Annotated in this window: 32 protein-coding genes, 1 tRNA gene and 1 other annotated feature; all 33 genes read left to right on the top strand. The window is 33.4% G+C overall.

Annotated elements, in window-relative coordinates; all coding sequences use genetic code 11:
* The first annotated feature begins 6 nt into the window (after positions 1-6).
* The 33 genes from HMPREF1092_RS11875 to rpsH all read left to right on the top strand — a co-directional run bounded on the left by HMPREF1092_RS11875 (position 7) and on the right by rpsH (position 26,472).
* A complete protein-coding gene (locus HMPREF1092_RS11875) occupies positions 7-519 on the top strand; it encodes an NYN domain-containing protein (protein WP_002598917.1) in 513 nt (170 codons plus the stop codon).
* Between the two features lie 104 nt (positions 520-623).
* Entirely contained in the window at positions 624-1,244 is a 621-nt protein-coding gene (gene sigH, locus HMPREF1092_RS11870; RefSeq protein WP_002598916.1) for an RNA polymerase sporulation sigma factor SigH, read from the top strand.
* Between the two features lie 79 nt (positions 1,245-1,323).
* Positions 1,324-1,399: transfer RNA gene (locus HMPREF1092_RS11865), tRNA-Thr, on the top strand.
* A gap of 60 nt (positions 1,400-1,459) precedes the next feature.
* A complete protein-coding gene (gene tuf / locus HMPREF1092_RS11860) occupies positions 1,460-2,653 on the top strand; it encodes an elongation factor Tu (protein WP_002598904.1) in 1,194 nt (397 codons plus the stop codon).
* A gap of 194 nt (positions 2,654-2,847) precedes the next feature.
* Positions 2,848-2,997, top strand: coding sequence for a 50S ribosomal protein L33 (gene rpmG / locus HMPREF1092_RS11855; RefSeq protein ID WP_040413720.1), 150 nt, complete (start codon positions 2,848-2,850; stop codon positions 2,995-2,997).
* 51 nt (positions 2,998-3,048) lie between these two features.
* Positions 3,049-3,273, top strand: a complete 225-nt coding sequence (gene secE / locus HMPREF1092_RS11850) for a preprotein translocase subunit SecE (protein WP_002598915.1) — start codon at positions 3,049-3,051, stop codon at positions 3,271-3,273.
* Between the two features lie 29 nt (positions 3,274-3,302).
* Positions 3,303-3,836: a transcription termination/antitermination protein NusG gene (gene nusG / locus HMPREF1092_RS11845; RefSeq protein WP_040414221.1), complete on the top strand. Its 534-nt coding sequence runs from the start codon at positions 3,303-3,305 to the stop codon at positions 3,834-3,836.
* Positions 3,837-3,918: 82 nt separating this feature from the next.
* A complete protein-coding gene (rplK, locus tag HMPREF1092_RS11840; RefSeq protein WP_002598913.1) occupies positions 3,919-4,344 on the top strand; it encodes a 50S ribosomal protein L11 in 426 nt (141 codons plus the stop codon).
* Positions 4,345-4,397: 53 nt separating this feature from the next.
* On the top strand, positions 4,398-5,087 hold the full coding sequence (rplA, locus tag HMPREF1092_RS11835) for a 50S ribosomal protein L1 (RefSeq protein WP_002598912.1): 690 nt from the start codon (positions 4,398-4,400) through the stop codon (positions 5,085-5,087).
* A 43-nt stretch (positions 5,088-5,130) separates the two neighbouring features.
* Positions 5,131-5,254, top strand: a sequence feature (ribosomal protein L10 leader region).
* A gap of 33 nt (positions 5,255-5,287) precedes the next feature.
* Complete coding sequence (rplJ, locus tag HMPREF1092_RS11830) at positions 5,288-5,791, top strand: 50S ribosomal protein L10 (RefSeq protein ID WP_002598911.1); 504 nt, start codon at positions 5,288-5,290, stop codon at positions 5,789-5,791.
* Between the two features lie 55 nt (positions 5,792-5,846).
* A complete protein-coding gene (gene rplL / locus HMPREF1092_RS11825) occupies positions 5,847-6,212 on the top strand; it encodes a 50S ribosomal protein L7/L12 (RefSeq protein WP_002598910.1) in 366 nt (121 codons plus the stop codon).
* Between the two features lie 356 nt (positions 6,213-6,568).
* Positions 6,569-10,270 (top strand): DNA-directed RNA polymerase subunit beta, encoded by a 3,702-nt coding sequence (gene rpoB, locus HMPREF1092_RS11820; RefSeq protein ID WP_002598909.1) that lies wholly within the window; start codon positions 6,569-6,571, stop codon positions 10,268-10,270.
* A gap of 20 nt (positions 10,271-10,290) precedes the next feature.
* Positions 10,291-13,827 carry a DNA-directed RNA polymerase subunit beta' gene (gene rpoC, locus HMPREF1092_RS11815; RefSeq protein ID WP_002598908.1) on the top strand — a complete coding sequence of 1,179 codons (3,537 nt, stop codon included), beginning with the start codon at positions 10,291-10,293 and terminating at the stop codon, positions 13,825-13,827.
* Between the two features lie 280 nt (positions 13,828-14,107).
* A complete protein-coding gene (rpsL, locus tag HMPREF1092_RS11810) occupies positions 14,108-14,482 on the top strand; it encodes a 30S ribosomal protein S12 (RefSeq protein ID WP_002598907.1) in 375 nt (124 codons plus the stop codon).
* Between the two features lie 157 nt (positions 14,483-14,639).
* Positions 14,640-15,110, top strand: coding sequence for a 30S ribosomal protein S7 (gene rpsG / locus HMPREF1092_RS11805; RefSeq protein ID WP_002598906.1), 471 nt, complete (start codon positions 14,640-14,642; stop codon positions 15,108-15,110).
* Positions 15,111-15,184: 74 nt separating this feature from the next.
* Positions 15,185-17,257, top strand: a complete 2,073-nt coding sequence (gene fusA / locus HMPREF1092_RS11800; protein ID WP_002598905.1) for an elongation factor G — start codon at positions 15,185-15,187, stop codon at positions 17,255-17,257.
* A 155-nt stretch (positions 17,258-17,412) separates the two neighbouring features.
* On the top strand, positions 17,413-18,606 hold the full coding sequence (tuf, locus tag HMPREF1092_RS11795; RefSeq protein WP_002598904.1) for an elongation factor Tu: 1,194 nt from the start codon (positions 17,413-17,415) through the stop codon (positions 18,604-18,606).
* 748 nt (positions 18,607-19,354) lie between these two features.
* Positions 19,355-19,663, top strand: coding sequence for a 30S ribosomal protein S10 (gene rpsJ / locus HMPREF1092_RS11790; protein ID WP_002598903.1), 309 nt, complete (start codon positions 19,355-19,357; stop codon positions 19,661-19,663).
* Between the two features lie 77 nt (positions 19,664-19,740).
* Positions 19,741-20,370 (top strand): 50S ribosomal protein L3, encoded by a 630-nt coding sequence (rplC, locus tag HMPREF1092_RS11785; protein WP_002598902.1) that lies wholly within the window; start codon positions 19,741-19,743, stop codon positions 20,368-20,370.
* Between the two features lie 25 nt (positions 20,371-20,395).
* Entirely contained in the window at positions 20,396-21,016 is a 621-nt protein-coding gene (rplD, locus tag HMPREF1092_RS11780) for a 50S ribosomal protein L4 (protein WP_002598901.1), read from the top strand.
* A complete protein-coding gene (rplW, locus tag HMPREF1092_RS11775) occupies positions 21,016-21,309 on the top strand; it encodes a 50S ribosomal protein L23 (RefSeq protein ID WP_002598900.1) in 294 nt (97 codons plus the stop codon). Before rplD ends, rplW begins: the two co-directional genes overlap by 1 nt.
* Before the next feature lie 64 nt (positions 21,310-21,373).
* Positions 21,374-22,207: a 50S ribosomal protein L2 gene (gene rplB / locus HMPREF1092_RS11770; protein ID WP_002598899.1), complete on the top strand. Its 834-nt coding sequence runs from the start codon at positions 21,374-21,376 to the stop codon at positions 22,205-22,207.
* Between the two features lie 66 nt (positions 22,208-22,273).
* Positions 22,274-22,549, top strand: coding sequence for a 30S ribosomal protein S19 (rpsS, locus tag HMPREF1092_RS11765; protein ID WP_002598898.1), 276 nt, complete (start codon positions 22,274-22,276; stop codon positions 22,547-22,549).
* Between the two features lie 23 nt (positions 22,550-22,572).
* Entirely contained in the window at positions 22,573-22,908 is a 336-nt protein-coding gene (rplV, locus tag HMPREF1092_RS11760; RefSeq protein WP_002598897.1) for a 50S ribosomal protein L22, read from the top strand.
* A gap of 18 nt (positions 22,909-22,926) precedes the next feature.
* Positions 22,927-23,595 carry a 30S ribosomal protein S3 gene (rpsC, locus tag HMPREF1092_RS11755; protein WP_002598896.1) on the top strand — a complete coding sequence of 223 codons (669 nt, stop codon included), beginning with the start codon at positions 22,927-22,929 and terminating at the stop codon, positions 23,593-23,595.
* A gap of 26 nt (positions 23,596-23,621) precedes the next feature.
* Complete coding sequence (gene rplP, locus HMPREF1092_RS11750) at positions 23,622-24,056, top strand: 50S ribosomal protein L16 (protein WP_002598895.1); 435 nt, start codon at positions 23,622-23,624, stop codon at positions 24,054-24,056.
* Positions 24,056-24,271: a 50S ribosomal protein L29 gene (gene rpmC / locus HMPREF1092_RS11745; RefSeq protein ID WP_002598894.1), complete on the top strand. Its 216-nt coding sequence runs from the start codon at positions 24,056-24,058 to the stop codon at positions 24,269-24,271. Before rplP ends, rpmC begins: the two co-directional genes overlap by 1 nt.
* Before the next feature lie 23 nt (positions 24,272-24,294).
* Entirely contained in the window at positions 24,295-24,549 is a 255-nt protein-coding gene (rpsQ, locus tag HMPREF1092_RS11740) for a 30S ribosomal protein S17 (RefSeq protein ID WP_002598893.1), read from the top strand.
* A gap of 30 nt (positions 24,550-24,579) precedes the next feature.
* Positions 24,580-24,948 (top strand): 50S ribosomal protein L14, encoded by a 369-nt coding sequence (rplN, locus tag HMPREF1092_RS11735; protein ID WP_002598892.1) that lies wholly within the window; start codon positions 24,580-24,582, stop codon positions 24,946-24,948.
* 15 nt (positions 24,949-24,963) lie between these two features.
* Positions 24,964-25,278 (top strand): 50S ribosomal protein L24, encoded by a 315-nt coding sequence (gene rplX / locus HMPREF1092_RS11730; RefSeq protein WP_002598891.1) that lies wholly within the window; start codon positions 24,964-24,966, stop codon positions 25,276-25,278.
* A gap of 22 nt (positions 25,279-25,300) precedes the next feature.
* Positions 25,301-25,840: a 50S ribosomal protein L5 gene (rplE, locus tag HMPREF1092_RS11725; protein WP_002598890.1), complete on the top strand. Its 540-nt coding sequence runs from the start codon at positions 25,301-25,303 to the stop codon at positions 25,838-25,840.
* 15 nt (positions 25,841-25,855) lie between these two features.
* Complete coding sequence (locus HMPREF1092_RS11720) at positions 25,856-26,041, top strand: type Z 30S ribosomal protein S14 (protein ID WP_002598889.1); 186 nt, start codon at positions 25,856-25,858, stop codon at positions 26,039-26,041.
* A gap of 32 nt (positions 26,042-26,073) precedes the next feature.
* Positions 26,074-26,472, top strand: a complete 399-nt coding sequence (rpsH, locus tag HMPREF1092_RS11715) for a 30S ribosomal protein S8 (RefSeq protein WP_002598888.1) — start codon at positions 26,074-26,076, stop codon at positions 26,470-26,472.
* Positions 26,473-26,521: the final 49 nt, after the last annotated feature.

Raw genomic sequence — 26,521 nt, 5'->3', positions numbered from 1 at the left:
TGAAAGGTGAAGATAATCTTTGTAGATGGATATAATGTTATAAATAGTTGGCCTAATCTTAAAATAGATAAAGAAGAGGGATTTGAAGGAGCTAGACAAAAACTCATAAGAATAATGGAAAACTATGGAACATATAAAAACGATAAAATAATAATTGTTTTTGATGCACATATGGTTCCAGGTAGCATAGAGAAGCAAGAGAAAATAACAAAACTTCTTACTATTGTATTTACAAAAGCAGGAGAAACTGCAGATGCATTTATAGAAAGAGAAGTTGATGCTATAGGTAGAAAATATGAAGTGTGTGTAGTAACATCAGATAATCTAGAGCAACAAACAATATTCCAAAGAGGTGCTTCAAGAAAATCTTCACCTGAATTCTATAAAGAAGTTTTAATGGCTGAACATAAGATAAAAATAGAAACTGAAAAAAATAAAATTAGCCATAAAAATAATCTTTCAGATAACATAGATTATGATACTCTAGCAAAATTAGAAGCAATTAGAAGAAGTGAGTAGATTAAAATCCAAAAGTTGACTAAAAATTGTAATTTAATGTATAATTAAATTTAAATGTAAGGTCTAGTTCGGAGGAGAAAAAGTGGAGAAAATGGTGGGGATATATGAATAAAGACATGTTATTTGATAAGAAATCAGATGAAGAAGTGGTCTTATATGCAAAAAATGGTAATTTTTATGCTCAAGAATATTTAATAAATAAGTATGAGAATTTTGTAAAGTCAAAATCAAAATCATATTTTCTAATAGGAGCTGACAAAGAAGATATATATCAAGAAGGAATGATTGGGCTTTATAAAGCTATAAGAGATTTTAATCCAGAAAAACTTACTAGTTTTAGGGCTTTTGCAGAATTGTGCGTTACAAGACAAATAATAACTGCAATAAAAACAGCAACTAGACAAAAACATATACCACTTAATACTTATGTATCATTAAATAAACCTATATATGAAGAGGAATCTGAAAGAACATTATTAGATGTTTTAGCAGGGCTTAAAATTACAGATCCTGAAGAACTTGTAGTTAGTCAAGAAGAATTGGTAAGAATGGAAGGAAAAATTCAAGCGGCTCTTTCAAGTTTAGAACTTAAAGTTCTTAATTCTTATTTAGATGGTAAATCTTATCAGGAAATAGCATGTGATTTAGATAGGCAAGCTAAATCAATAGATAATGCATTACAGAGAGTAAAAAGAAAGCTTGAAAAATGCTTGGATATAAAGTAACTATTTATATTGACAAATAAAAAGAATAATAGTAAACTTTATAATTGGTATATTGAAAAAATAAGTATACTAGAGAGTTGCTCATGTAGCTCAGTAGGCAGAGCGTCGCCTTGGTAAGGCGGAGGTCGTCGGTTCAATCCCGATCATGAGCTCCAACTGTCAAAAAAGACAAAACGCTAGGCAAGGTTTATTTAGAATTAAAGGAGGAATTTACAATGTCAAAAGCAAAATTCGAAAGAAGTAAACCACACGTAAATATCGGAACTATCGGTCACGTTGACCACGGTAAAACTACATTAACAGCAGCTATTACTACAGTACTAGCTAACAAAGGATTCGCTGAATCATTCAAATATGACGAAATCGATAAAGCACCAGAAGAAAAAGAAAGAGGAATCACAATCAACACTGCACACGTTGAATATGAAACAGAAAACAGACACTATGCACACGTTGACTGTCCAGGACACGCTGACTACGTTAAAAACATGATTACAGGAGCAGCACAAATGGACGGAGCTATCTTAGTTTGTTCAGCAGCAGATGGACCAATGCCACAAACAAGAGAGCACATCCTTCTTGCATCAAGAGTTGGAGTTGACCACATAGTAGTATTCCTAAACAAAGCAGATATGGTTGATGACGAAGAATTATTAGAATTAGTAGAAATGGAAATCAGAGAGTTATTAAGCGAATACAACTTCCCAGGAGATGATATTCCAGTAATAACAGGATCAGCTTTAAAAGCATTAGAAAACCCAACTGATCCAGAAGCTACTAAATGTATAGATGAATTAATGGCAGCTGTAGACAGCTACATCCCAACTCCAGAAAGAGCTACAGATAAAGCATTCTTAATGCCAGTAGAAGATGTATTCACAATAACTGGTAGAGGAACTGTTGCTACAGGAAGAGTTGAAAGTGGAATACTTCATGTAGGAGACGAAGTTGAAATCGTAGGATTACAAGAAGAAAGAAGAAAAACTGTAATAACAGGAATAGAAATGTTCAGAAAATTATTAGACGAAGCGCAAGCTGGAGATAACATCGGAGCATTATTAAGAGGGGTTCAAAGAACTGAAATCGAAAGAGGGCAAGTTTTAGCTAAACCAGGATCAGTTAACCCACACAAAAAATTCGTAGGTCAAGTATACGTACTTAAAAAAGAAGAAGGTGGAAGACATACTCCATTCTTCGATGGATACAGACCACAATTCTACTTCAGAACAACTGACGTTACAGGATCAATCAAATTACCAGAAGGAATGGAAATGGTTATGCCTGGAGACCACATTGATATGGAAGTTGAATTAATTACTCCTATCGCTATGGATGAAGGATTAAGATTCGCTATCAGAGAAGGTGGAAGAACAGTAGGTTCAGGAGTTGTTACTAAGGTTTTAGGATAATTAGTAAATAATTTCTAAATTTAAATAAAGGGCTAGGTTTTATATTGAATCCTAGTCCTTTAAAAAGAATGGAATATTGACAGTTTTAAAAATTTGTGATAATGTGTGAAGGTAATTCATCAATTACAAACAATAAGACAGTAAGAGGACAATACGTCTCTTAGAATATATATCAAAAACTGGAGGTGCACATCGTGAGAGTAAAAATAACTTTAGCATGCACAGAGTGTAAACAAAGAAACTATAACTCAATGAAGAATAAGAAAAACAACCCAGATAGAATTGAAATGCAAAAATACTGCAAATTCTGCAAAAAGCACACTCTTCATAGAGAAACTAAGTAATTAGCGATTTGAAACAGACACAGACTTAAATAAGCTTAAGGATGTGAAATTATGACTGGTAATAAAGTGAAAAATGCTCCTTCTAATAAAGGAGGGTTAATAAGTTTCTTAAAAGGGGTTAAAAATGAATTCAAAAGAATTGTTTGGCCATCTAAAGAAGAAACAAAAAAAGCATTGATTGCTGTTCTAGGATTCACCATAATATACGTAGTTATGGTTGGTGGATTTGATTATATTTTTCAAAACCTCTTCGAAGTAGTTTTGAAACTGAAATAAAGGAGGTTTAGGTGGTAACGCCGATTAATATGAGTGAAATAGCAAGATGGTACGTAGTACATACGTATTCTGGATATGAAAATAAGGTAAAAGTTAACATCGAAAAAACTATTGAAAATAGGAACCTTCACCACTTAATTCAAGATATACAAATACCTATGGAAGAAGTAATTGAAGAAGGTAAAAAAGATAAAGATGGTAATCCAAAAATTACTTATAAAAAGAAGTTTCCTGGATACGTAATAGTAAAAATGCTAATGACAGACGAATCATGGTATGTTGTTAGAAACACAAGAGGTGTAACAGGATTCGTAGGACCTGGTTCTAAACCAGTGCCTCTTACTGAAATGGAGATTGAGTCTATGGGAGTAATAGAGCTTCCAAAAGACATAGATCTTGAAGTTGGTGAAAGCATAAGAGTTACCTCAGGACCACTGAGAGAATTCGTTGGAACTATTCAAGAAATCAATCTTGAGAAGCTAAAAATTAAAGCTTCAGTTGATATGTTTGGCAGAGAGACTCTTGCTGAACTAGATTTTAACCAAGTAGAAAAATTAGTTTAATTTTAGTCTAAACTAAGGCTAATGTTTTAATTAAGTGGGAGGGCAGAAGCCCGTATTACCACAGTATAGGAGGAATAAAAAAATGGCTAAGAAAGTAACTGGAATGATCAAACTTCAACTTGCTGCAGGAAAGGCAACTCCAGCACCACCAGTTGGACCAGCACTAGGACAACATGGTGTAAATATTATGGGATTCTGTAAGGAGTTCAATGCGAAAACTGCTGACAAAGCTGGATTAATAATACCAGTAGTAATTACAGTATACCAAGATAGATCTTTTAGTTTTATCTTAAAAACTCCTCCAGCTGCAGTACTAATTAAAAAAGAATTAGGACTTGAAAGCGGATCAGGAGTACCAAACAGAACTAAGGTTGGTAAATTAACTAAAGATCAAGTAAGAAAGATCGCAGAAATGAAAATGCCAGATTTAAATGCAGCTAACATTGAAAGCGCTATGAAAATGATCGCTGGAACAGCTAGAAGCATGGGCGTAACTATTGAAGAGTAATTCACAAAAATAGTGGGAGGTAAAAACCGCTAATACCACAAAGGAGGCTTATTATGGGAAAGAAATATGTTGAAAGTGCAAAATTAATAGATAAAAGTGCTTTATATAATGTAACAGAAGCGTTAGAGCTTGCTGTTAAAACTGCAAAAGCTAACTTCGATGAAACAATCGAATTACATGTAAGACTTGGAGTAGATCCAAGACATGCAGACCAACAAGTTAGAGGAGCAGTAGTTTTACCACACGGAACTGGTAAAAAAGTTAGAGTTTTAGTTTTCGCTAAAGGAGATAAAGCTAAAGAAGCTCAAGAAGCGGGTGCAGATTTTGTTGGAGCTGAAGAATTAGTTCAAAAGATCCAATCAGAAAACTGGTTTGATTATGATGTAGTAGTTGCTACTCCAGATATGATGGGTGTAGTTGGTAGAATTGGTAGAGTTTTAGGACCAAAAGGTTTAATGCCAAACCCTAAATCAGGTACTGTAACATTTGATGTTGCTAAAGCAATTGCTGATATCAAAGCTGGTAAAGTTGAATATAGAGTTGATAAAACTGCTATAATCCACTGCCCAATTGGTAAAAAGTCATTTGGTGCTGATAAATTAAAAGACAACTACAATACTTTAGTTGATGCTATAGTTAAAGCTAAACCAGCTGCAGCTAAAGGTCAATATATTAAGTCAATTAGTGTATCAAGCACAATGGGACCAGGAGCAAAAATAAATCCAGCAAAAGTTATTGATTAGTTATTGACTTATATAAAATTAAGTGATATAATCTAATACGTTGTGAAAAGTTAAAAATATTCCGTAGACAGTAGGTGCTGATAAGCGTAACGTATACAACCTACCGAGGGTGATTAGAATGTTTAAGATCTTCCTCTGTCTACGGGAAGATCTTTTTTAATACGATAAAGCAGTTAATACTGTGAGGAGGTGGACACACAGTGAACAAGAACAGAGAATTAAAAGAAGCAAAAGTTGCTGAAATTAAAGAAAAGTTAGAAAAAGCTCAAGGAGTTGTTTTAGCTGATTACCAAGGTCTTACAGTTGAAGAAGATACTCAACTAAGAAAGAGCTTAAGAGAAGCTGGTGTAGAATATAAGGTATACAAAAACAAATTAGTAGCAAGAGCTGCTGAAGAGTTAGGTTTAGGAGATGTTACTAAATATCTTGAAGGACCAGTATCAATAGCATTCGGATATGAAGACGCTACTGCTCCAGCAAGAATATTAAATGATTTTGCTAAAGATCATAAAAAACTTGAGTTAAAAGCTGGTATAGTTGATAAAGTGGTTTACGATAAAGACATGATCGCAAAAATCGCTACAATACCATCAAAAGAAGTTCTTATTGCAAAACTTCTTGGAAGTATCAAGGCTCCATTATCAAACCTTGCATACTTATTAAGTGCAATAAAAGATAAAAAAGAAGCTGAATCAGCTGAATAATTTATAACTATAAGAGAATAGTTAGTGTTTTAAAATTTTTGGAGGTGCAATTAAAATGACAAGAGAAGATATAATTCAAGCAATAAAAGAAATGAGCGTTTTAGAATTAAACGAATTAGTAACAGCTTGTGAAGAGGAATTTGGAGTAAGCGCTGCAGCACCAGTTGCAGTTGCAGGTGCAGTTGCAGGTGGAGCTGCTGCTGAAGAAAAAACTGAATTTGATGTAATCCTAGCTAACGCTGGAGCAAACAAAATCAAAGTTATAAAAGCAGTTAGAGAAATAACTGGATTAGGATTAAAAGAAGCTAAAGAAATAGTTGATGGAGCTCCTAAGACTCTTAAAGAAGCAGTATCAAAAGAAGAAGCTGAAGATATGAAAGCTAAATTAGCTGAAGTTGGAGCTGAAGTAGAAGTAAAATAATTTACTTTAACTGATAACTATATATGGAAAGGTGCTTTTAAAGCACCTTTTTATATTCACAAAGAAACTATATAAAATATCCCTAACTAAATATGGATAATTTTATATAGTTTTATTTATAATTATTTAAAAATATTACTATATAAAATAAAAAATAAGCTTATTTTATTGACAATGAAAGTATAATATGATACTATTATTTAATGTACTATTCATAATGGATAAGTATATTTAGTTGAAAATGAGTATGTCTAGAATATGAGATAGATATACTAAAAAAGATGCTGTCCGAAAGCGAAAGTCCTTAGGGAAATTACGCTTTTGGTTATTTTAGTTTATACAAGGGGTGAAAATTCATGGTACATCCTGTCCAATCTGGAAAAAGAACAAGAATGAGTTTCGGTAAAGTTAAAGCCGCTGCGGATATGCCGAATCTTATAGAAGTACAATTAGATTCATATGAATGGTTTCTAAAGGAAGGTCTTCATGAAGTGTTTGATGACATAAATCCTATTGGAAATTTTACAGGAAATCTAGTACTTGAGTTTGTAGATTACAAACTTGATATGGATAATATCAAATATTCAGTGGAAGAGTGTAAGGAAAGAGATGCTACTTATGCTGCACCACTAAAAGTATCAGTAAGACTTACTAATACTGAAACTGGAGAAATAAAAGAGCAAGAAGTGTTTATGGGTGATTTCCCATTAATGACTGAACAAGGAACTTTTATAATTAATGGAGCTGAAAGAGTTATAGTAAGCCAATTAGTTAGATCTCCAGGAGTATACTATAGCCAAAGCCGTGATAAGCATGGTAAAAAGTTATTCTCATCTACTGTTATTCCTAACAGAGGGGCTTGGTTAGAGTATGAAACAGATTCTAATGATATAATATATGTTAGAATTGATAAAACAAGAAAGCTTCCTATAAGTATTTTAGCAAGAGCTATGGGCATGGGAAGTGATCAGGAACTTCTAGAATATTTTGGTGAGGAAGAAAGATTCCAAGCGAGTATAGAAAAAGATAATACAAAGACTAAAGAAGAAGCTCTTTTAGAAATCTATAAGAGATTAAGACCAGGTGAACCACCAACAGTTGATAGTGCTGTTTCTTTAATTGATTCTTTATTCTTTGATGCAAAGAGATATGACCTATCAAGAGTTGGTAGATACAAGTTTAATAAAAAACTTGCTATAAACTTAAGAATAGCAAATCAAGTTGCTGCTACTGATATTGTTAACCCATCAACTGGTGAAATAATGGTAGAGCAAGGTCAAAAAATAACTAGAGAAATGTCTCAAGATATCCAAAATGTTGGTATCAATGTTGTAGATGTTTTAGTAGAAGACAAAATTATTAGAGTTATTGGTAATAACTTTGTAGATATTACAAAACATATTTCATTTGATATAAGTGATTTAAATATTAAAGAGTTAGTTCACTATCCTACTTTAAAAGAAATTCTTGATAACTTTAGTGATGAAGAAAGTATTAAAGAAGAAATAAAGAAAAATATTAATAGGCTAATACCTAAACATATAATAAGAGATGATATATTCTCAACTATTAGTTATGAATTAGGATTAGCATATGGAATAGGATATGTTGATGATATTGATCACTTAGGTAACAGAAGACTTAGATCAGTTGGAGAGTTATTACAAAATCAATTTAGAATTGGTTTATCAAGAATGGAGAGAGTAGTTAAAGAAAGAATGACTATTCAAGATCAAGAAGCAATAACTCCACAAATGCTTATAAATATAAGACCAGTTGCTGCAGCTATCAAAGAATTTTTTGGTAGTTCACAATTATCACAATTCATGGATCAAACAAATCCTTTATCAGAATTAACTCATAAGAGAAGATTATCAGCTTTAGGACCAGGAGGACTTTCAAGAGAAAGAGCTGGTTTCGAGGTTAGAGACGTTCACCATTCACATTATGGTAGAATGTGTCCTATAGAAACTCCAGAAGGACCAAATATAGGGCTTATAAACTCATTAGCTACTTATGCTAGAGTTAACGAATATGGATTTATAGAAACTCCATATAGAATTGTAGATAAAGCAAATAAGAGAGCTACAGATGAAATTAGATATTTTACCGCTGATGAAGAAGATCAATATCTAGTAGCACAAGCAAATGAACCTATGGATGAAAATGGATACTTTACACATGATAAAGTAACTGTTAGATATTTAGAAGAGGTAATGGTTGTTCCTGCAAGTGAAGTTGATTTAATGGATGTTTCACCTAGACAAATCGTATCAGTTGCGACAGCAATGATTCCATTCCTGGAAAATGACGATGCTACAAGAGCACTTATGGGTTCAAACATGCAACGTCAAGCAGTACCACTATTAAAGCCACAAGCACCTATAGTAGGAACAGGAATAGAATATAGAGCGGCTGCAGACTCAGGGGTTTTACCAAAAGCTAAAAATGCAGGAATAGTAACTTATGTAAGTGCTAGCGAGATAAGAGTTAAGAGAGATGTAGATGGTGGAACAGATACTTATAAATTATTAAAATTCAAGAGAAGTAACCAAGGAACTTGTATAAATCAAAGACCTTTAGTTAATCTTGGAGAAATGGTATTTAAGAATCAAGTTCTTGCAGATGGACCATCAACAGATTTAGGAGAAATAGCATTAGGTAAAAATATCAGAATGGGATTCATAACTTGGGAAGGTTATAACTATGAAGATGCTATGCTTATTTCTGAAGAATTAGTTAGAGAAGATGTATTCACATCTATTCATATAGAAGAATATGAATGTGAGGCTAGAGATACTAAATTAGGACCAGAAGAAATAACTAGAGATATACCTAATGTAAGTGAAGATACATTAAAAGATATAGATGAAAGAGGAATAATCAGAATCGGTGCTGAGGTTAGATCAGGAGACATACTTGTTGGTAAAGTAACACCAAAAGGTGAAACTGAATTAACTGCAGAAGAAAGATTATTAAGAGCTATATTCGGTGAAAAAGCTAGAGAAGTTAGAGATACTTCATTAAGAGTACCTCATGGAGAAGCTGGTATAATTGTAGATATTAAAGTATTTACAAGAGAAAATGGAGATGAATTAAATCCAGGAGTTAACGAATTAGTTAGATGCTATATTGCTCAAAAGAGAAAAATTTCTGTTGGGGATAAAATGGCTGGACGTCACGGTAACAAAGGGGTTATTTCAAGAGTCCTTCCAGAAGAAGATATGCCATTCTTACCAGATGGAAGACCACTTCAAATATGCTTAAACCCATTAGGGGTTCCATCACGTATGAATATAGGGCAGGTATTAGAAGTTCACTTAGGTTGGGCTGCAAGTCAATTAGGATGGCATATAGCTACTCCTGTATTTGATGGAGCAACTGAAAGTGATATAGAAGAATGCTTAGTTAAAGCGGGATACAATGCACATGGTAAAACAGTTCTTTATGATGGAAGAACTGGAGAAGCATTTGATAACGAAGTAACAGTTGGTATAATGTATATCTTAAAACTTGCTCACTTAGTAGATGATAAGATACATGCAAGATCAACTGGTCCATACTCACTAGTAACTCAACAACCACTTGGAGGTAAGGCTCAATTTGGTGGTCAAAGATTTGGGGAAATGGAAGTTTGGGCACTAGAAGCATACGGTGCTGCTCATACATTACAAGAAATATTAACTGTTAAGTCTGATGACGTTGTAGGAAGAGTTAAAACTTATGAAGCAATTGTTAAAGGTGAGAATATTCCAGAACCAGGAGTTCCAGAATCATTCAAAGTTCTTATTAAAGAATTACAAGCACTTTGCTTAGATGTTAAAGTTTTAAATGATGAAAATGAGGAAGTTAGACTAAAAGAATCAAGTGAAGAGGATTCAGCTGATTTAGAAGTTAATATTGAAGGAACAGAAGAATTTGTTCCTGGAGAAACTGTTATTGATACAGAAGATAGTTATACTTCTGAAGATGAAGTTGAGGAAGAAGAGTTTGACGGATTCCAACTTGAAGATTTAGAAGATAATTTAGAGCTTGATGATTTTAACGATGAACACTAATTTTGAAGGGAGGATTACCCTTGTTTGAATTAAATAATTTTGATGCAATACAAATAGGTTTAGCATCTCCTGAGCAAATAAGAGCATGGTCAAGGGGAGAAGTAAAGAAACCAGAAACAATTAACTACAGAACTTTAAAACCAGAAAGAGATGGTTTATTCTGTGAAAGAATTTTCGGACCAATAAAAGACTGGGAATGTCATTGTGGAAAATACAAGAGAGTAAGATATAAAGGTATAGTTTGTGACAGATGTGGTGTTGAAGTTACAAAAGCTAAAGTGAGAAGAGAAAGAATGGGGCACATTGAGCTTGCTGCTCCAGTTTCTCACATCTGGTATTTTAAAGGAATTCCATCAAGAATGGGATTAATTTTAGATATGTCACCAAGATCTTTAGAAAAGATACTTTATTTTGCTTCATATGTTGTTATTGATCCAAAAGAAACTCCATTATTAAAGAAACAACTTCTTAATGAAAAAGAATATAGAGAAGCTGTAGATAAATATGGAGAAGAAAGCTTCATTGCGGGAATGGGAGCTGAAGCAATTCAAGAGTTACTAGGTGAAATAGACTTAGAAACTCAAGCTAAAGAATTAAAAGAAGAATTAAAGCAAAGTACTGGTCAGAAAAAAGTAAGAATAATTAGAAGATTAGAAGTAATCGAATCATTCAAAGCTTCAGGTAATGATCCAAGATGGATGATTATAAATGTTATACCAGTAATTCCACCAGATTTAAGACCAATGGTTCAATTAGATGGGGGAAGATTTGCGACTTCTGATTTAAATGATTTATATAGAAGAGTTATTAACAGAAATAACAGACTTAAAAAGCTATTAGATTTAGGAGCTCCAGATATAATTGTTAGAAACGAAAAAAGAATGCTTCAAGAAGCAGTGGATGCTCTTATTGATAATGGTAGAAGGGGAAGACCAGTAACAGGACCAGGTAATAGACCATTAAAATCTCTTTCAGATATGCTTAAAGGTAAACAAGGAAGATTTAGACAAAACTTGCTTGGTAAGAGGGTTGACTATTCAGGAAGATCTGTTATTGTTGTTGGACCTGAATTACAAATGTATCAATGTGGATTACCAAAAGAAATGGCATTAGAACTATTTAAGCCATTTGTAATGAAAAAATTAGTTGCTGATGGTGTTGCGCACAATATTAAAAGTGCTAAAAGAATGGTTGAAAGAGTAAGTCCACAAGTTTGGGATATTCTAGAAGAAGTAATTACTGATCATCCAGTTTTACTTAACCGTGCCCCTACTCTACACAGATTAGGAATTCAAGCATTCCAACCTGTTTTAGTAGAAGGAAGAGCAATAAAGTTACATCCACTAGTATGTACAGCATATAATGCGGATTTTGATGGAGACCAAATGGCTGTTCACGTACCTTTATCAGTTGAAGCTCAAGCAGAAGCAAGATTTTTAATGCTTGCAGCGGGAAACATTATGAAACCATCTGATGGTAAGCCGGTATCAGTACCAACACAGGATATGGTACTTGGATCATATTACATTACTATGGATAAAGAAGGCGCTAAAGGTAGCGGAAAATACTTTACTTCTAAAGATGAAGCTATAATGGCTTATCAAGTAAAAGCAATTGAAATTCATGCTGACATATTCGTAAGAATGTATAGAGAAGTAAATGGGGAAATGAAATCAGGAATAATTAAAACTACTGTAGGTAAATTAATATTCAATGAATCAATTCCTCAAGATTTAGGATTTGTTGATAGAGAAAATCCAGAAGAAATGTTTAACTTAGAAGTAGATTTCTTAATAACTAAAAAATCTTTAGGAACTTTAATAAATAAATGCTACATGAAACATGGAGCAACTAAAACTTCAATAATGCTAGATAAAATAAAAGCATTAGGATATCACTATTCATCAATAGGAGCAATAACAGTTGCTGCTTCAGATATGATAGTACCTCATGAAAAATACGATTTATTAAAAGATGCTGATGAAACAGTAGAAAAAATAGAAAAAATGTATAAAAGAGGATTTATATCAGAAGATGAAAGATATGAAAGAGTTATAGAAAAATGGACTAAAACAACTGAAGATGTTGCCAATGTACTTATGGATAGTTTGGATAAATTTAACCCAATATTCATGATGGCAGATTCAGGAGCCAGAGGATCTAAATCTCAGATTAAGCAATTAGCTGGTATGAGAGGACTTATGGCGAGTCCATCAGGTAAAATTCTTGAGTTACCAATTAGAGCATCATTCAGAGAAGGTCTTGATGTACTTGAATACTTCATGTCTACTCACGGAGCTAGAAAAGGTAACGCTGATACAGCACTTAAGACTGCTGACTCAGGATATCTAACAAGAAGACTAGTTGATGTTTCACAGGATGTAATTGTAAGATCAGAAGATTGTGGAAGTACAAATGGTATAGTAGTTTCTGAAATTAAAGAAGGAAACGAAGTTATAGAAGGATTAGAAGAGAGATTAACAGGAAGATACACAGCTGAAGATGTAGTAGATCCTACTACTGGTGAAGTTTTAGCTCCATTTGATACTTATATGGATCAACCATTAGCTGAAAAAATCACTAGAGCTGGTATTAAAAAAGTTAAAATTAAATCACCATTTACTTGTAAATGTAAAATTGGAGTTTGTTCAAAATGTTATGGTATGAATATGGCAACTGCTCAAAAAATTAATATTGGTGAAGCTGTTGGTATAATAGCTGCTCAATCAATCGGAGAGCCAGGAACACAACTTACAATGAGAACATTCCATACAGGAGGAGTTGCTTCTGCTGGAGATATTACACAAGGTCTTCCAAGGGTTGAAGAGTTATTTGAAGCTAGAAAACCTAAAGGACTTGCAATAGTAAGTGAAATAGATGGAACAATCAAAATAGAAGAAACTAAGAAAAAGAGAACTGTTCATGTAATTGGCGCAGATGGAGAAGAAGTAAGTTATGATATTCCATTTGGTTCAAGAATAAAAGTTTCAAATGATGATGTTATAGAAGCTGGAGACGAAATAACTGAAGGTTCAGTTAATCCACATGATATAATGGCAATAAAAGGTGTTGATGGAGCTAGAAGATATCTTTTATCAGAAGTTCAGAAAGTTTATAGACTTCAAGGGGTTGATATCAATGATAAACACTTAGAAGTAGTTGTTAAACAAATGACTAGAAAAATAAAAGTAACAGAATCTGGAGATACTAACTTATTACCAGGAACAACTATAGATATATATGATTTTGATGAAGAAAATGATAGAGTTAGAGAGTTTGGTGGAGAAGAAGCTAAGGGTGAGCAAGTATTACTTGGAATCACTAAAGCTGCTCTGGCAACTGATAGTTTCTTATCAGCAGCTTCATTCCAAGAAACTACAAGAGTTCTTACAGAAGCAGCAATTAAAGGTAAGATTGATCCATTAGTTGGATTAAAAGAAAATGTTATTATCGGTAAACTAATCCCTGCTGGAACTGGTTTAATGAAATATAGAGGCGTAAGATTAGATATCGAAGAAGAGACAGTTGAGGAAGAAATTGTCGGAATGACTGAGTAATTTATTTTATTGACATCTTATTTCTAAAATGATACAATACGAGTTGTGTGTTTTAGGCACACAACTCATATATATATTAATTATAAATTAAGCAAGAAATAACAAGTAAAAATTATAAAAAATTGTAGATTTTACTGAAAATTTATTGTATAATTTACATTAGTTCGCTAAAATACTTTTATAGTATTTGAAAGTTGGATTGGTAGTCAAATATAAGGACTATTAACTTTGATTTATCTAATATTTATATATAGATAAATAAAATTCAGGAGGTGAAAAAATGCCAACTATAAGCCAATTAGTAAGAAAAGGAAGAAAAGTTGCTGTAAGCAAATCAAACTCACCAGCACTTAAAAACTGTCCACAAAGAAGAGGAGTATGTACAGTAGTTAAAACTTCAACTCCAAAGAAACCTAACTCAGCCCTAAGAAAGGTTGCCAGAGTAAGATTAACAAACGGATATGAGGTTACTGCATACATTGGTGGTGTAGGTCACAACTTACAAGAACATAGTGTTGTTCTTATAAGAGGTGGAAGAGTAAAAGACCTTCCTGGGGTTAGATACCACATCGTAAGAGGAGCACTTGACTGTGCTGGTGTAGCTAACAGAATGCAAGGAAGATCAAAGTACGGTGCTAAGAGACCTAAGAAATAGGATTCTTAAACTAATGTAGTGCTTATCTTCGGCATTTACATAGATTTTATAAATAGTATATTATTTAGTTTATATAGATGTAGAGAGAAGCACTTTACGGTAATTTATTACCGAGTACCAATGAACTTAAATTTAAATTGTTAAGGAGGGAAGAAAAGTGCCAAGAAAAGGACATATCGCAAAAAGAGACGTTTTACCTGATCCAGTGTACAATTCAAAAGTTGTTACTAAATTAATAAATGGAATCATGTTAGACGGTAAAAGAGGAGTAGCTCAAAAGATTTGTTATCAAGCTTTTGAAGCTATAGCAGAAAAAACTGGTAAGGATGCCTTAGAGGTGTTTGAAGAAGCTATGAATAATATCATGCCATTATTAGAAGTAAAGGCAAGAAGAATAGGTGGAGCTACTTACCAAGTTCCAATCGAAGTTAGAGCTGAAAGAAGACAGACTTTAGGTATCAGATGGCTATTATTAGCTGCTAGAAAAAGAGGCGAAAAGTTAATGTGTGAAAGATTAGCAGGAGAATTAATAGATGCTGCTAATAACACAGGAGCTGCAGTTAAGAAAAGAGAAGACACTCATAAAATGGCTGAAGCTAACAAAGCATTCGCTCACTACAGATACTAATTTCAAAACTGTTTTGGCTTTGGCCAGGACAGTTTTGTCGAATATAAAATTACTCATTGAGAGGAGGAATTATTGTGGGAAGAGAATTTCCTTTAGAGAAGTTTCGTAATATAGGGATTATGGCTCACATAGATGCTGGTAAAACAACAACTACAGAGCGTATATTATTCTACACTGGTAGAACACACAAAATTGGTGAAACACACGATGGTGCTTCACAAATGGACTGGATGGCACAAGAGCAAGAAAGAGGTATAACAATTACTTCAGCTGCAACTTTCTGCCAATGGAAAGGTCACGCTATCAACATAATTGATACTCCAGGTCACGTAGATTTTACAGTTGAGGTTGAAAGATCATTAAGATGTCTTGACTCAGCTATAACTGTATTAGATGCTAAAAGTGGAGTTGAGCCTCAAACTGAAACAGTTTGGAGACAGGCAGACAACTATGGAGTTCCAAGAGCAATATATGTAAATAAAATGGATGCTACTGGAGCAGACTTCTATAACTGTATAAATTCAGTTAGAGATAGATTGAAATCAAACGCAATTGCAATACAAATTCCAATAGGTGCTGAAAGTACATTCGTAGGAATGATAGATTTAATTGAAAATATAGCACTTATTCATAAAGATGACTTAGGAAAAGACATCGAAAGAGGAGAAATTCCAGCTGAATTAAAAGATAAAGCTGAAGAATACAGAAACATCATGATAGAAGCTATAGCTGAAACTGATGAAGAGTTAATGATGAAATATTTAGATGGTGAAGAGTTAACTGTTGAAGAGTTAAAAGCTGCTTTAAGAAAAGCAACTATAGCTAATGAAATAGTTCCTGTAATCTGTGGTTCATCATACAAAAACAAAGGTGTTCAAGAAATGATTGACTTAGTTGTTGATTACTTACCATCACCTTTAGATATACCTCCAGTTAAAGGAGTAGAAGTTGATGATCCAGAAAAAGTTCTTGAAAGAGAAGCAAGCGATGATGCACCAATGTCAGCATTAGCATTTAAAATCGCTACTGACCCATTTGTTGGAAGATTAGCTTTCACAAGAGTTTATTCAGGAGTTATGGAGAGCGGTACATATGTACTTAACTCAACTAAAGGTAAAAAAGAAAGAATCGGTAGACTTGTTAAAATGCACGCTAACTCAAGAGAAGAAATCAGTGAATTAAGAGCTGGTGACTTAGGAGCTATAGTTGGATTAAAGAACACAACTACTGGAGATACTTTATGTACTGAATCAGCTCCAATCATACTAGAAAGTATGGAATTCCCAGAACCAGTTATATCAATTGCTATTGAACCAAAAACTAAAGCTGGGCAAGAAAAGATGGGATTAGCTTTAGCTAAATTAGCAGAGGAAGATCCAACTTTCAAAACATGGACTGATCAAGAAACAGGTCAAACAATCATAGCTGGTATGGGTGAATTACACTTAGATATCATTGTTGATAGACTTCAAAGAGAATTCAAGGTTGAGTGTAATGTTGGTGCACCTCAAGTTGCTTACAAAGAAACTATCAGAGAAGCTGTTAAAGCTGAAGGTAAATTTGTAAGACAATCAGGTGGTAAAGGACAATATGGTCACTGTTGGATTGAAATGATACCACATGATGGAGAATACGAATTTGAAAATGCTATCGTTGGAGGAGCTATTCCAAAAGAATATATTCCTGCAGTAGATAACGGAATCAGAGAAGCATCTGAAAGCGGGGTTATAGCTGGTTACCCAACTATAAACTTTAAAGTAAAATGCTATGACGGTTCATATCATGATGTCGATTCATCAGAAATGGCATTTAAAATAGCTGGATCAATGGCATTTAAAAATGCTATGAAGAAAGCTAACCCAGTGTTACTTGAACCATCAATGAAGGTTGAAGTAGTTGTACCAGAAGAATACATGGGAGATGTTATGGGTGATATCAACTCAAGAAGAGGAAGAATTGAAGGTATGGAAGCAAGAAATGGTGCTCAAGTTATAAGAGCATTTGTTCCATTATCTGAAATGTTTGGATATGCAACTACATTAAGATCAAGAACTCAAGGTAGAGGAACTTATGTAATGGTATTTGATCATTATGAAGAAGTACCTAAGAGTATTCAAGAAGATATAGTAGGAAAAAGAGAAAAGTAGAATTTCCTAATTAAATATAAATAGAAGATGACGTATAATCGTCATCTTCATAAAAAATATTAAGAATTTCAAATAAGTTATTCATAATATTGACTTAATAAGTTATAATATGACTGAGATATTATTAAATAAAGGACATAAGGGAGGAATTTACAATGTCAAAAGCAAAATTCGAAAGAAGTAAACCACACGTAAATATCGGAACTATCGGTCACGTTGACCACGGTAAAACTACATTAACAGCAGCTATTACTACAGTACTAGCTAACAAAGGATTCGCTGAATCATTCAAATATGACGAAATCGATAAAGCACCAGAAGAAAAAGAAAGAGGAATCACAATCAACACTGCACACGTTGAATATGAAACAGAAAACAGACACTATGCACACGTTGACTGTCCAGGACACGCTGACTACGTTAAAAACATGATTACAGGAGCAGCACAAATGGACGGAGCTATCTTAGTTTGTTCAGCAGCAGATGGACCAATGCCACAAACAAGAGAGCACATCCTTCTTGCATCAAGAGTTGGAGTTGACCACATAGTAGTATTCCTAAACAAAGCAGATATGGTTGATGACGAAGAATTATTAGAATTAGTAGAAATGGAAATCAGAGAGTTATTAAGCGAATACAACTTCCCAGGAGATGATATTCCAGTAATAACAGGATCAGCTTTAAAAGCATTAGAAAACCCAACTGATCCAGAAGCTACTAAATGTATAGATGAATTAATGGCAGCTGTAGACAGCTACATCCCAACTCCAGAAAGAGCTACAGATAAAGCATTCTTAATGCCAGTAGAAGATGTATTCACAATAACTGGTAGAGGAACTGTTGCTACAGGAAGAGTTGAAAGTGGAATACTTCATGTAGGAGACGAAGTTGAAATCGTAGGATTACAAGAAGAAAGAAGAAAAACTGTAATAACAGGAATAGAAATGTTCAGAAAATTATTAGACGAAGCGCAAGCTGGAGATAACATCGGAGCATTATTAAGAGGGGTTCAAAGAACTGAAATCGAAAGAGGGCAAGTTTTAGCTAAACCAGGATCAGTTAACCCACACAAAAAATTCGTAGGTCAAGTATACGTACTTAAAAAAGAAGAAGGTGGAAGACATACTCCATTCTTCGATGGATACAGACCACAATTCTACTTCAGAACAACTGACGTTACAGGATCAATCAAATTACCAGAAGGAATGGAAATGGTTATGCCTGGAGACCACATTGATATGGAAGTTGAATTAATTACTCCTATCGCTATGGATGAAGGATTAAGATTCGCTATCAGAGAAGGTGGAAGAACAGTAGGTTCAGGAGTTGTTACTAAGGTTTTAGGATAATTAGTAAATAGCTTTTTAATATAATAAATAGTTAGGGAGACGTCCCTAACTATTTTTTTATAAATAAGAATTTAATTTTGGTAAGTAATCAATAGAAAAATTAAAGATTATTAGAAAATTGATTTAATGTAAAAATTTAGAATGCGAATTTGATATTATTAATAGATATGAAAATAGATTAATAATTATAATCAATTTGAAATTTTTAGTATAAGATAATGATTAATAAATATGTAAATTATATATTTAAAGTTTATGATTACTTAATATAAACAATATTATGTAATAGTTATATAAAAATAACATAGGTGTATAAGGAAAATAAAATTTTTAAAATTATATATTAGTACAAAAGCTAAAAATATATAATTTTAAAAATTTTTTTATTGCTAAAATACAGATAATAAATACCAATAAATAAAATGTAAAAAAAGCTTGATATTTTATCTAAATACATATAGAATATAGAGAGCGAAAGAGAAAAGAATAAAATTTATTTATTCAAAAGGCTTGAAATGCTCATATAAAAATAGTATAATATAGGAGTTGTATAGCATGCGGCGATGAGTCAAGAGGTTGCCGGACTTCCGGGTAATTCTTGATGAGTATGTCAGGATCTAGAATCCGACGACAGGGATTCTATAAGTTTGATTTGTTTCTAAAAAATATGAAACACCAGGAACAGTTTATAGAATAACCGCTGTTGTACGTTAGAAGTAAAGCGTACATGAAAAGGAGGGAAACCGAGATGTCAAAACAAAAAATAAGAATCAGATTAAAAGCTTTTGATCACACTATATTAGATCAATCAGCTGAAAAAATCGTTGAAACTGCAAAGTCAACAGGTGCTAAAGTTGTAGGACCAGTTCCATTACCAACTGAAAAAGATGTTGTTACTATATTAAGAGCAGTTCACAAATATAAAGACTCTAGAGAGCAATTCGAAATAAGAACTCACAAGAGACTTATAGATATCGTTAATCCATCACCAAAAACTGTAGATGCATTAATGAGATTAAATCTACCAGCTGGTGTAGATATCGAAATAAAGCTATAATAATTAGCTAAAAATATTAAGACATTGAACTATTAAGATTGGAAACAATCCGCTAGTAGTTTGGGAGGTGTAAATACATGAAAAAAGCTATAATAGGTAAAAAAATAGGTATGACTCAAATATTCGATGAGAATGGTAAAGTTGTTCCTGTAACTGTAGTTGAAGCTGGTCCATGTGTTGTTGTTCAAAAGAAAACTATTGAAAAAGATGGTTATGAAGCAATACAAGTTGGTTTTGGAGACATAAGAGAAAAATTAGTTAACAAACCAAGAAAAGGGCAATTTGCTAAAGCTGGAGTTTCATTAAGAAGAACTCTTAAAGAATTTAGATTAGAAAGCGTTGCTGAATATGAAGTAGGTCAAGAAATTACTGCTGACGTATTTGCAGCTGGAGACAAAGTAGATGTATCAGGTGTTTCTAAAGGTAAGGGATACCAAGGTACAATTAAGAGATGGAATGCTCAAAGAGGACCAATGTCACACGGTTCTAAATTCCACAGAGCACCAGGTTCAATGGGAGCATCTTCAGATCCTTCAAGAACATTCAAGAATAAGAAAATGCCAGGACATATGGGTGCTGAAAATAAAACTGTTTTAAACTTAGAAGTAGTAAAAGTAATAGCTGATAAAAACTTAATACTAATAAAGGGTGGTATCCCAGGACCTAACAAAGGTACAGTAGTAATAAGAAATACAGTAAGAGCTTAATTTCTAGAAGAAAGGAGGAAGCAGGATGCCTACAGTAGGATTATTTAATAAAGAAGGTAAAAAAATAGAAGATATTCAATTAAATGATGGAATATTCGGAGTTGAAATAAATGAAAGCGCAATGCATCAAGTAGTTGTTGCTTTATTAGCTAACAAGAGACAAGGAACTCAATCAGCTAAAACAAGAGCTGAAGTTAGAGGAGGCGGAATTAAGCCTTGGAGACAAAAAGGAACTGGTAGAGCAAGACAAGGTTCAATCAGAGCTCCACAATGGATCAAAGGTGGTATAGTATTCGCACCAAAGCCAAGAGATTATAGAATGGCAACACCAAAGAGCATGAAGAGAGTAGCAATGCTTTCAGCTTTATCTAGCAAAGTTCAAGAAGGACAAATGTTAGTAGTTGAAGATTTAGCTTTTGATTCAATCAAAACTAAAAATGTTGTAAACTTCTTAAATGCTATAGAAGCTAAGAAAACTTTAATTATTACAGCTGAATCAAATGAAGTAGTTTATAAGTCAGCTAGAAACATTGAAGGTGTTGCGGTTATACCTGCAAACAACATCAACGTTTATGACTTACTTAAATTTGAAAAAGTAGTTATGACTAAAGATGCCGTATCAAAAATTGAGGAGGTGTACGCATAATGAAATTAACAAGCCATGATATCATAAGAAAACCTGTTATTACTGAGAAAAGTATGGCAGCAATGGCAGAAAATAAGTACACTTTCATAGTTCACATCAATGCTAACAAATCTCAAATAAAGAGAGCTGTTGAAGAAGTATTCAACGTAAAAGTTGCTGATGTTAAAACATTAAGAACTATGGGAAAAACTAAGAGAATGGGTGTTCACGTAGGAAAGAGAGCGGACTTCAAAAAAGCTATGGTTACATTAGCTGAAGGAAGTTCAATAGAATTCTTCGAAGGAATGCAATAGGCCCATTAGGTGATTTATTGGCATATTAAGATGCCAGATAAGCTGAATTAAGGAGGGAATTTAAATGGCAGTTAAAACATTTAGACCTACTACCCCTTCAAGAAGAAACATGACAATGGCTACATTTGATGAGATTACAACAAACTCACCAGAAAAGTCACTTTTAGTTTCTTTAAAGAAAACAGGTGGTAGAAATGCACAAGGTAAAATAACTGTTAGACACCATGGTGGTGGTGCAAAAAGAAAATACAGAATAATAGATTTCAAGAGAAATAAAGATGGTGTTCCAGCAAAAGTTGCTACTATCGAATATGATCCAAACAGATCAGCATATATTGCTCTTGTAGTTTATGCAGATGGGGAAAAGAGATACATAATCGCTCCTAACGGATTAAACGTTGGTGACGTTATAGTATCAGGTGCTGATGCAGATATCAAACCAGGAAATGCATTACAATTAGCTAATATCCCAGTTGGTACATTCATACACAATGTTGAATTACAAGCTGGTAAAGGAGCTCAATTAGTAAGAGCTGCTGGTGGATCAGCACAATTAATGGCTAAAGAAGGTAAGTATGCAACATTAAGATTACCTTCAGGAGAAATGAGATATGTAAGAATCGAATGTAGAGCTACAATCGGTACTGTATCAAATCCAACTAACGATATCGTTAAGATTGGTAAAGCAGGTAGAAAAAGACACATGGGATGGAGACCTACAGTAAGAGGATCTGTTATGAACCCTTGTGATCACCCACACGGAGGAGGAGAAGGAAGATCTCCAATCGGAAGAAAGAGTCCAGTTACTCCATGGGGTAAACCAGCACTTGGTTACAAAACTAGAAAAACTAAGAAATACTCAGATAAATTTATTATTAAGAGAAGAAATAGTAAGTAATATGAAGAGAATACTTATTCTCTTCATGGCTGAGAATGTAAAAGTTCTGAAGGGAGGCAATATATAATGAGTAGATCAACTAAAAAAGGACCATTTGTTCACGCTAAACTATTAAAGCAAATAGAAGAAATGAACGCTAATGGAGAACACAAAGTTGTTAAAACTTGGTCAAGAAGTTCAACAATATTCCCACAAATGATTGGACACACAATTGCTGTTCATGATGGAAGAAAACACGTTCCTGTATATATATCAGAAGATATGGTAGGACACAAACTTGGTGAATTCTCACTAACTAGAACATTCAAAGGACATGATGATAAAACATCAAAAAGAAAGTAGTACCCTGGAAAGGAGGAACATAAATGGAAGCTAGAGCTATAGCTAAATATGTAAGAATGTCTCCAATAAAGGTAGGAGCTGTTCTTGATTTAATAAGAGGAAAGAATGTTAAAGAAGCTTTCGCTATCTTACAATATACTCCAAGAGAAGCTGCAGTAGTAATTAACAAAGTGTTAAAATCAGCTGTTGCAAATGCGGAAAATAATTTTGCATTAGATACTGATAAATTAGTAGTATCAGAAGCATACGTAGGTCAAGGTCCAACATTAAAAAGATTTAGACCACACGCTCAAGGAAGAGCATTCAGAATCAACAAAAAAACAAGCCATATAACAATAGTTGTTAAAGAAAGAGCTTAGAAGAAGGAGGGAAACGAAGTGGGTCAAAAAGTAAATCCTCACGGACTTAGAGTAGGAGTTATCAAAGGCTGGGATGCAAAATGGTATGCTAATAAAAAAGATTTTGCTGACAACCTAATTGAAGATAACAAAATCAGAAATTTCGTTAAAAAAGAACTTTTCACAGCTGGAATTTCAAAAATTGAAATAGAAAGAGCTGCAAAAAGAGTTAAATTAAATATACACACTGCTAAGCCTGGTGTTATAATCGGAAAAGGCGGAGCTGGAATTGAAGCTTTAAAGAAAAAATTAGCTCAATTCACTTCAGGTAAGAACCTATTAATCAACATCGTTGAAGTTAAAAATGTAGAAAGAGATTCTCAATTAATGGCTGAAAATGTTGCAGCACAATTAGAAAAGAGAATTTCATTCAGAAGAGCTATGAAACAAACTATCCAAAGAGCTATGAAGCACAATGGAGTAAAAGGAGTTAAAATAGCTTGTTCAGGAAGATTAGGTGGAGCTGAAATCGCTAGAACTGAACAATATCATGAAGGTACAATTCCACTACAAACTTTAAGAGCTGATATTGACTATGGATTTGCAGAAGCAGATACAACTTATGGAAAAATCGGAGTTAAAGTTTGGGTTTATAATGGAGAAGTTCTTCCAACTAAAAAAGTTGAAAAGGAAGAAGTTAACGCATAGGACGCATTGGAAAGGAGGAATAAATCATGTTAATGCCTAAAAGAGTTAAGCATCGTAAGGTACAACGTGGTAGAATGAAAGGTAAAGCTACAAGAGGAAACTTTTTAGCTTACGGAGATTATGGAATTCAAGCTACAACTTGTGGATGGATCACTAGTAATCAAATAGAGTCTGCCAGAATTGCTATAAATAGATATATCAAAAGAGGAGGAAAACTTTGGATAAAGATCTTCCCAGATAAGCCAGTTACTGAAAAGCCAGCTGAAACAAGAATGGGTTCAGGTAAAGGTTCACCAGAATACTGGGTAGCAGTAGTTAAACCTGGTAGAGTATTATTCGAACTATCAGGAGTAAATGAAGAAGTTGCAAGAGAAGCTATGAGACTTGCATCACACAAACTTCCTGTAAAGACTAAGTTCGTTACAAGAAGAGATTTTGAGGAAATGGGTGGTGAAGAATAATGAAGGCTAGAGAATTAAAAGAATTAAGAGCAAGTAATCCTCAAGATTTAAAAGCTAAATTAGGGGAACTTAAAGCTGAATTATTCAACTTAAGATTCCAATTAGCTACAGGACAATTAGAAAATCCTATGAGAATAAGAGAAGTTAAAAAATCTATAGCCCAAATAAAAACCATCTTAAGACAAGAAGAGTTAAGGGCTGTTGAACAACAGTAATTACTGGAAGGAGGTATGCCCTAATGGAAAGAGGTTTAAGAAAAAAGAGAATCGGAAGAGTTGTTTCTGATAAAATGGATAAAACTATTGTAGTTGCAATAGAAACTAAAGTTAGACATCCACTATATGGAAAAACTGTTAACGTAACTACTAAGTTCAAAGCTCATGATGAAAATAATGAAGCAGGAATTAATGATAGAGTATTAATTATGGAAACAAGACCATTATCAAAAGATAAAAGATGGAGACTTGTTGAGATAGTTGAAAAAGCTAAATAATAGCTTTAGGACTGAAAGGAGGGTAATTCAATGATACAACAACAAACTAGACTTAAAGTTGCTGATAACTCAGGTGCTAAAGAAATCATGTGTATCAGAGTTTTAGGTGGTTCTAAAAGAAAGTATGGTAACATTGGAGATATAATCGTTGCTAGCGTTAAAAGTGCAACACCAGGCGGAGTTGTTAAAAAAGGTGACGTAGTTAAAGCTGTTATCGTTAGATCAGTAAAAGGAATGAAAAGAGCAGACGGTTCATATGTTAAATTTGATGAAAATGCTGCTGTTATAATAAAAGATGATAAGCAACCAAGAGGAACTCGTATCTTCGGACCTGTTGCAAGAGAGCTAAGAGATAAAGAATTTAACAAAATTTTATCATTAGCACCAGAAGTTCTATAAGAGGAGGTGGCTGATTTGAAAATACACGTTAAAAAGAACGACACAGTTATGGTTATATCAGGAAAAGATAAAGGTAAAACAGGTGAAGTTTTAAAAGTATACCCAAAAACTGGTAAAGTACTAGTTCAAGGAGTTAATATAGTAAAGAAGCACCAAAAAGCAACTAGAACTCAAGCTGAAAGTGCTATTATAGAAAAAGAAGCTGCTATAAACAGCTCAAAAGTTATGTTATATTGTACAAAATGCAAAAACACTACTAGAATTAGCAACAAAATCTTAGAAGATGGAGCTAAAGTTAGAGTGTGCAAAAAGTGCGGAGAAACATTCTAGAATCTGAAAGGAGGGCATCGATATGACAAGACTTCAAGAAAAGTATGAAAAAGAAATAATTCAAGCAATGATGGAAAAGTTCGGTTATAAAAACATAATGGAAGTTCCAAGACTTGAGAAGATAGTAATTAATATGGGAGTTGGAGAAGCTAGAGAAAACCAAAAAGTTTTAGAATCAGCTGTATCTGACTTAACTTTAATAGCTGGTCAAAAGCCAATATTAACTAGAGCTAAAAAATCAGTTGCTAACTTTAAAATAAGAGAAAACATGGCATTAGGATGTAAAGTTACATTAAGAAAAGCAAATATGTATGAATTTGCTGATAAATTAATGTCAATTGCTTTACCAAGAGTTAGAGACTTTAGAGGAGTTTCAAGTAAGTCATTTGATGGTAGAGGAAACTATTCTCTAGGAATTAAAGAGCAATTAATATTCCCAGAAATTGAGTATGATAAAATCGATAAAGTAAGAGGAATGGATATAATCTTCGTTACTTCAGCTAAGACTGACGAAGAAGCAAGAGAATTATTAAGATTCCTTGGAATGCCATTTGCTCAATAATAAGGAGGGAAACTTATGGCACGTAAAGCAATGATAGAGAAATGGAACAGAGAACCTAAGTATAAGACTAGAGCTTATACTAGATGCAGAATATGTGGAAGACCACACTCTGTATTAAAGAAATTTGGTATTTGCCGTATCTGCTTTAGAGAACTTGCATACAAAGGTCAAATCCCTGGTTGTAAAAAAGCAAGTTGGTAATACTGAAGATATAGCGAAAGGAGGCACAATAAATGGTTATGACAGATCCAATAGCAGATTTGCTAACTCGTATAAGAAATGCAAATGCTGTTAAACACGAAATAGTTGAGGTACCTTCTTCAAACGTAAAGAAGGCCGTTGCAAATATATTATTACAAGAAGGATACATCAAAGAAATCGATGAATATAACGATGGTGTAGTTCCAATGTTAAGAATAGCTCTTAAATATGGAGCTAACGGTGAAAAAGTAATCACTGGTCTTAAGAGAATATCAAAACCAGGATTAAGAGTTTACTGCAAAAAAGATGAAACTCCTAAAGTACTTAATGGTTTAGGAATAGCTGTTATATCAACTTCAAAAGGAATAATGGTTGATAGAGAAGCTAGAAAGAACCAAGTAGGTGGAGAAGTTCTTTGCTACGTTTGGTAGTACTAAATTTTAGAGATTAAGTTAAATTTATATAGATATATAAAATACA

It is taken from the genome of Clostridium thermobutyricum (assembly GCF_000371465.1).
Lineage (GTDB): Bacteria > Bacillota > Clostridia > Clostridiales > Clostridiaceae > Clostridium > Clostridium thermobutyricum.
Note: the sequence above shows the minus strand (reverse complement) of the source record. Positions and strands in the feature narration are given on the sequence as shown.

Coding starts and splice junctions, on each gene's coding strand:
- sigH (WP_002598916.1), top strand. CDS start 624: ATGAATAAAGACATGTTATTTGATAAGAAATCAGATGAAGAAGTGGTC.
- tuf (WP_002598904.1), top strand. CDS start 1,460: ATGTCAAAAGCAAAATTCGAAAGAAGTAAACCACACGTAAATATCGGA.
- secE (WP_002598915.1), top strand. CDS start 3,049: ATGACTGGTAATAAAGTGAAAAATGCTCCTTCTAATAAAGGAGGGTTA.
- nusG (WP_040414221.1), top strand. CDS start 3,303: ATGAGTGAAATAGCAAGATGGTACGTAGTACATACGTATTCTGGATAT.
- rplK (WP_002598913.1), top strand. CDS start 3,919: ATGGCTAAGAAAGTAACTGGAATGATCAAACTTCAACTTGCTGCAGGA.
- rplA (WP_002598912.1), top strand. CDS start 4,398: ATGGGAAAGAAATATGTTGAAAGTGCAAAATTAATAGATAAAAGTGCT.
- rplL (WP_002598910.1), top strand. CDS start 5,847: ATGACAAGAGAAGATATAATTCAAGCAATAAAAGAAATGAGCGTTTTA.
- rpoB (WP_002598909.1), top strand. CDS start 6,569: ATGGTACATCCTGTCCAATCTGGAAAAAGAACAAGAATGAGTTTCGGT.
- rpsL (WP_002598907.1), top strand. CDS start 14,108: ATGCCAACTATAAGCCAATTAGTAAGAAAAGGAAGAAAAGTTGCTGTA.
- tuf (WP_002598904.1), top strand. CDS start 17,413: ATGTCAAAAGCAAAATTCGAAAGAAGTAAACCACACGTAAATATCGGA.
- rpsJ (WP_002598903.1), top strand. CDS start 19,355: ATGTCAAAACAAAAAATAAGAATCAGATTAAAAGCTTTTGATCACACT.
- rplC (WP_002598902.1), top strand. CDS start 19,741: ATGAAAAAAGCTATAATAGGTAAAAAAATAGGTATGACTCAAATATTC.
- rplD (WP_002598901.1), top strand. CDS start 20,396: ATGCCTACAGTAGGATTATTTAATAAAGAAGGTAAAAAAATAGAAGAT.
- rplW (WP_002598900.1), top strand. CDS start 21,016: ATGAAATTAACAAGCCATGATATCATAAGAAAACCTGTTATTACTGAG.
- rplB (WP_002598899.1), top strand. CDS start 21,374: ATGGCAGTTAAAACATTTAGACCTACTACCCCTTCAAGAAGAAACATG.
- rpsS (WP_002598898.1), top strand. CDS start 22,274: ATGAGTAGATCAACTAAAAAAGGACCATTTGTTCACGCTAAACTATTA.
- rplV (WP_002598897.1), top strand. CDS start 22,573: ATGGAAGCTAGAGCTATAGCTAAATATGTAAGAATGTCTCCAATAAAG.
- rplP (WP_002598895.1), top strand. CDS start 23,622: ATGTTAATGCCTAAAAGAGTTAAGCATCGTAAGGTACAACGTGGTAGA.
- rpmC (WP_002598894.1), top strand. CDS start 24,056: ATGAAGGCTAGAGAATTAAAAGAATTAAGAGCAAGTAATCCTCAAGAT.
- rpsQ (WP_002598893.1), top strand. CDS start 24,295: ATGGAAAGAGGTTTAAGAAAAAAGAGAATCGGAAGAGTTGTTTCTGAT.
- rplN (WP_002598892.1), top strand. CDS start 24,580: ATGATACAACAACAAACTAGACTTAAAGTTGCTGATAACTCAGGTGCT.
- rplE (WP_002598890.1), top strand. CDS start 25,301: ATGACAAGACTTCAAGAAAAGTATGAAAAAGAAATAATTCAAGCAATG.
- HMPREF1092_RS11720 (WP_002598889.1), top strand. CDS start 25,856: ATGGCACGTAAAGCAATGATAGAGAAATGGAACAGAGAACCTAAGTAT.
- rpsH (WP_002598888.1), top strand. CDS start 26,074: ATGGTTATGACAGATCCAATAGCAGATTTGCTAACTCGTATAAGAAAT.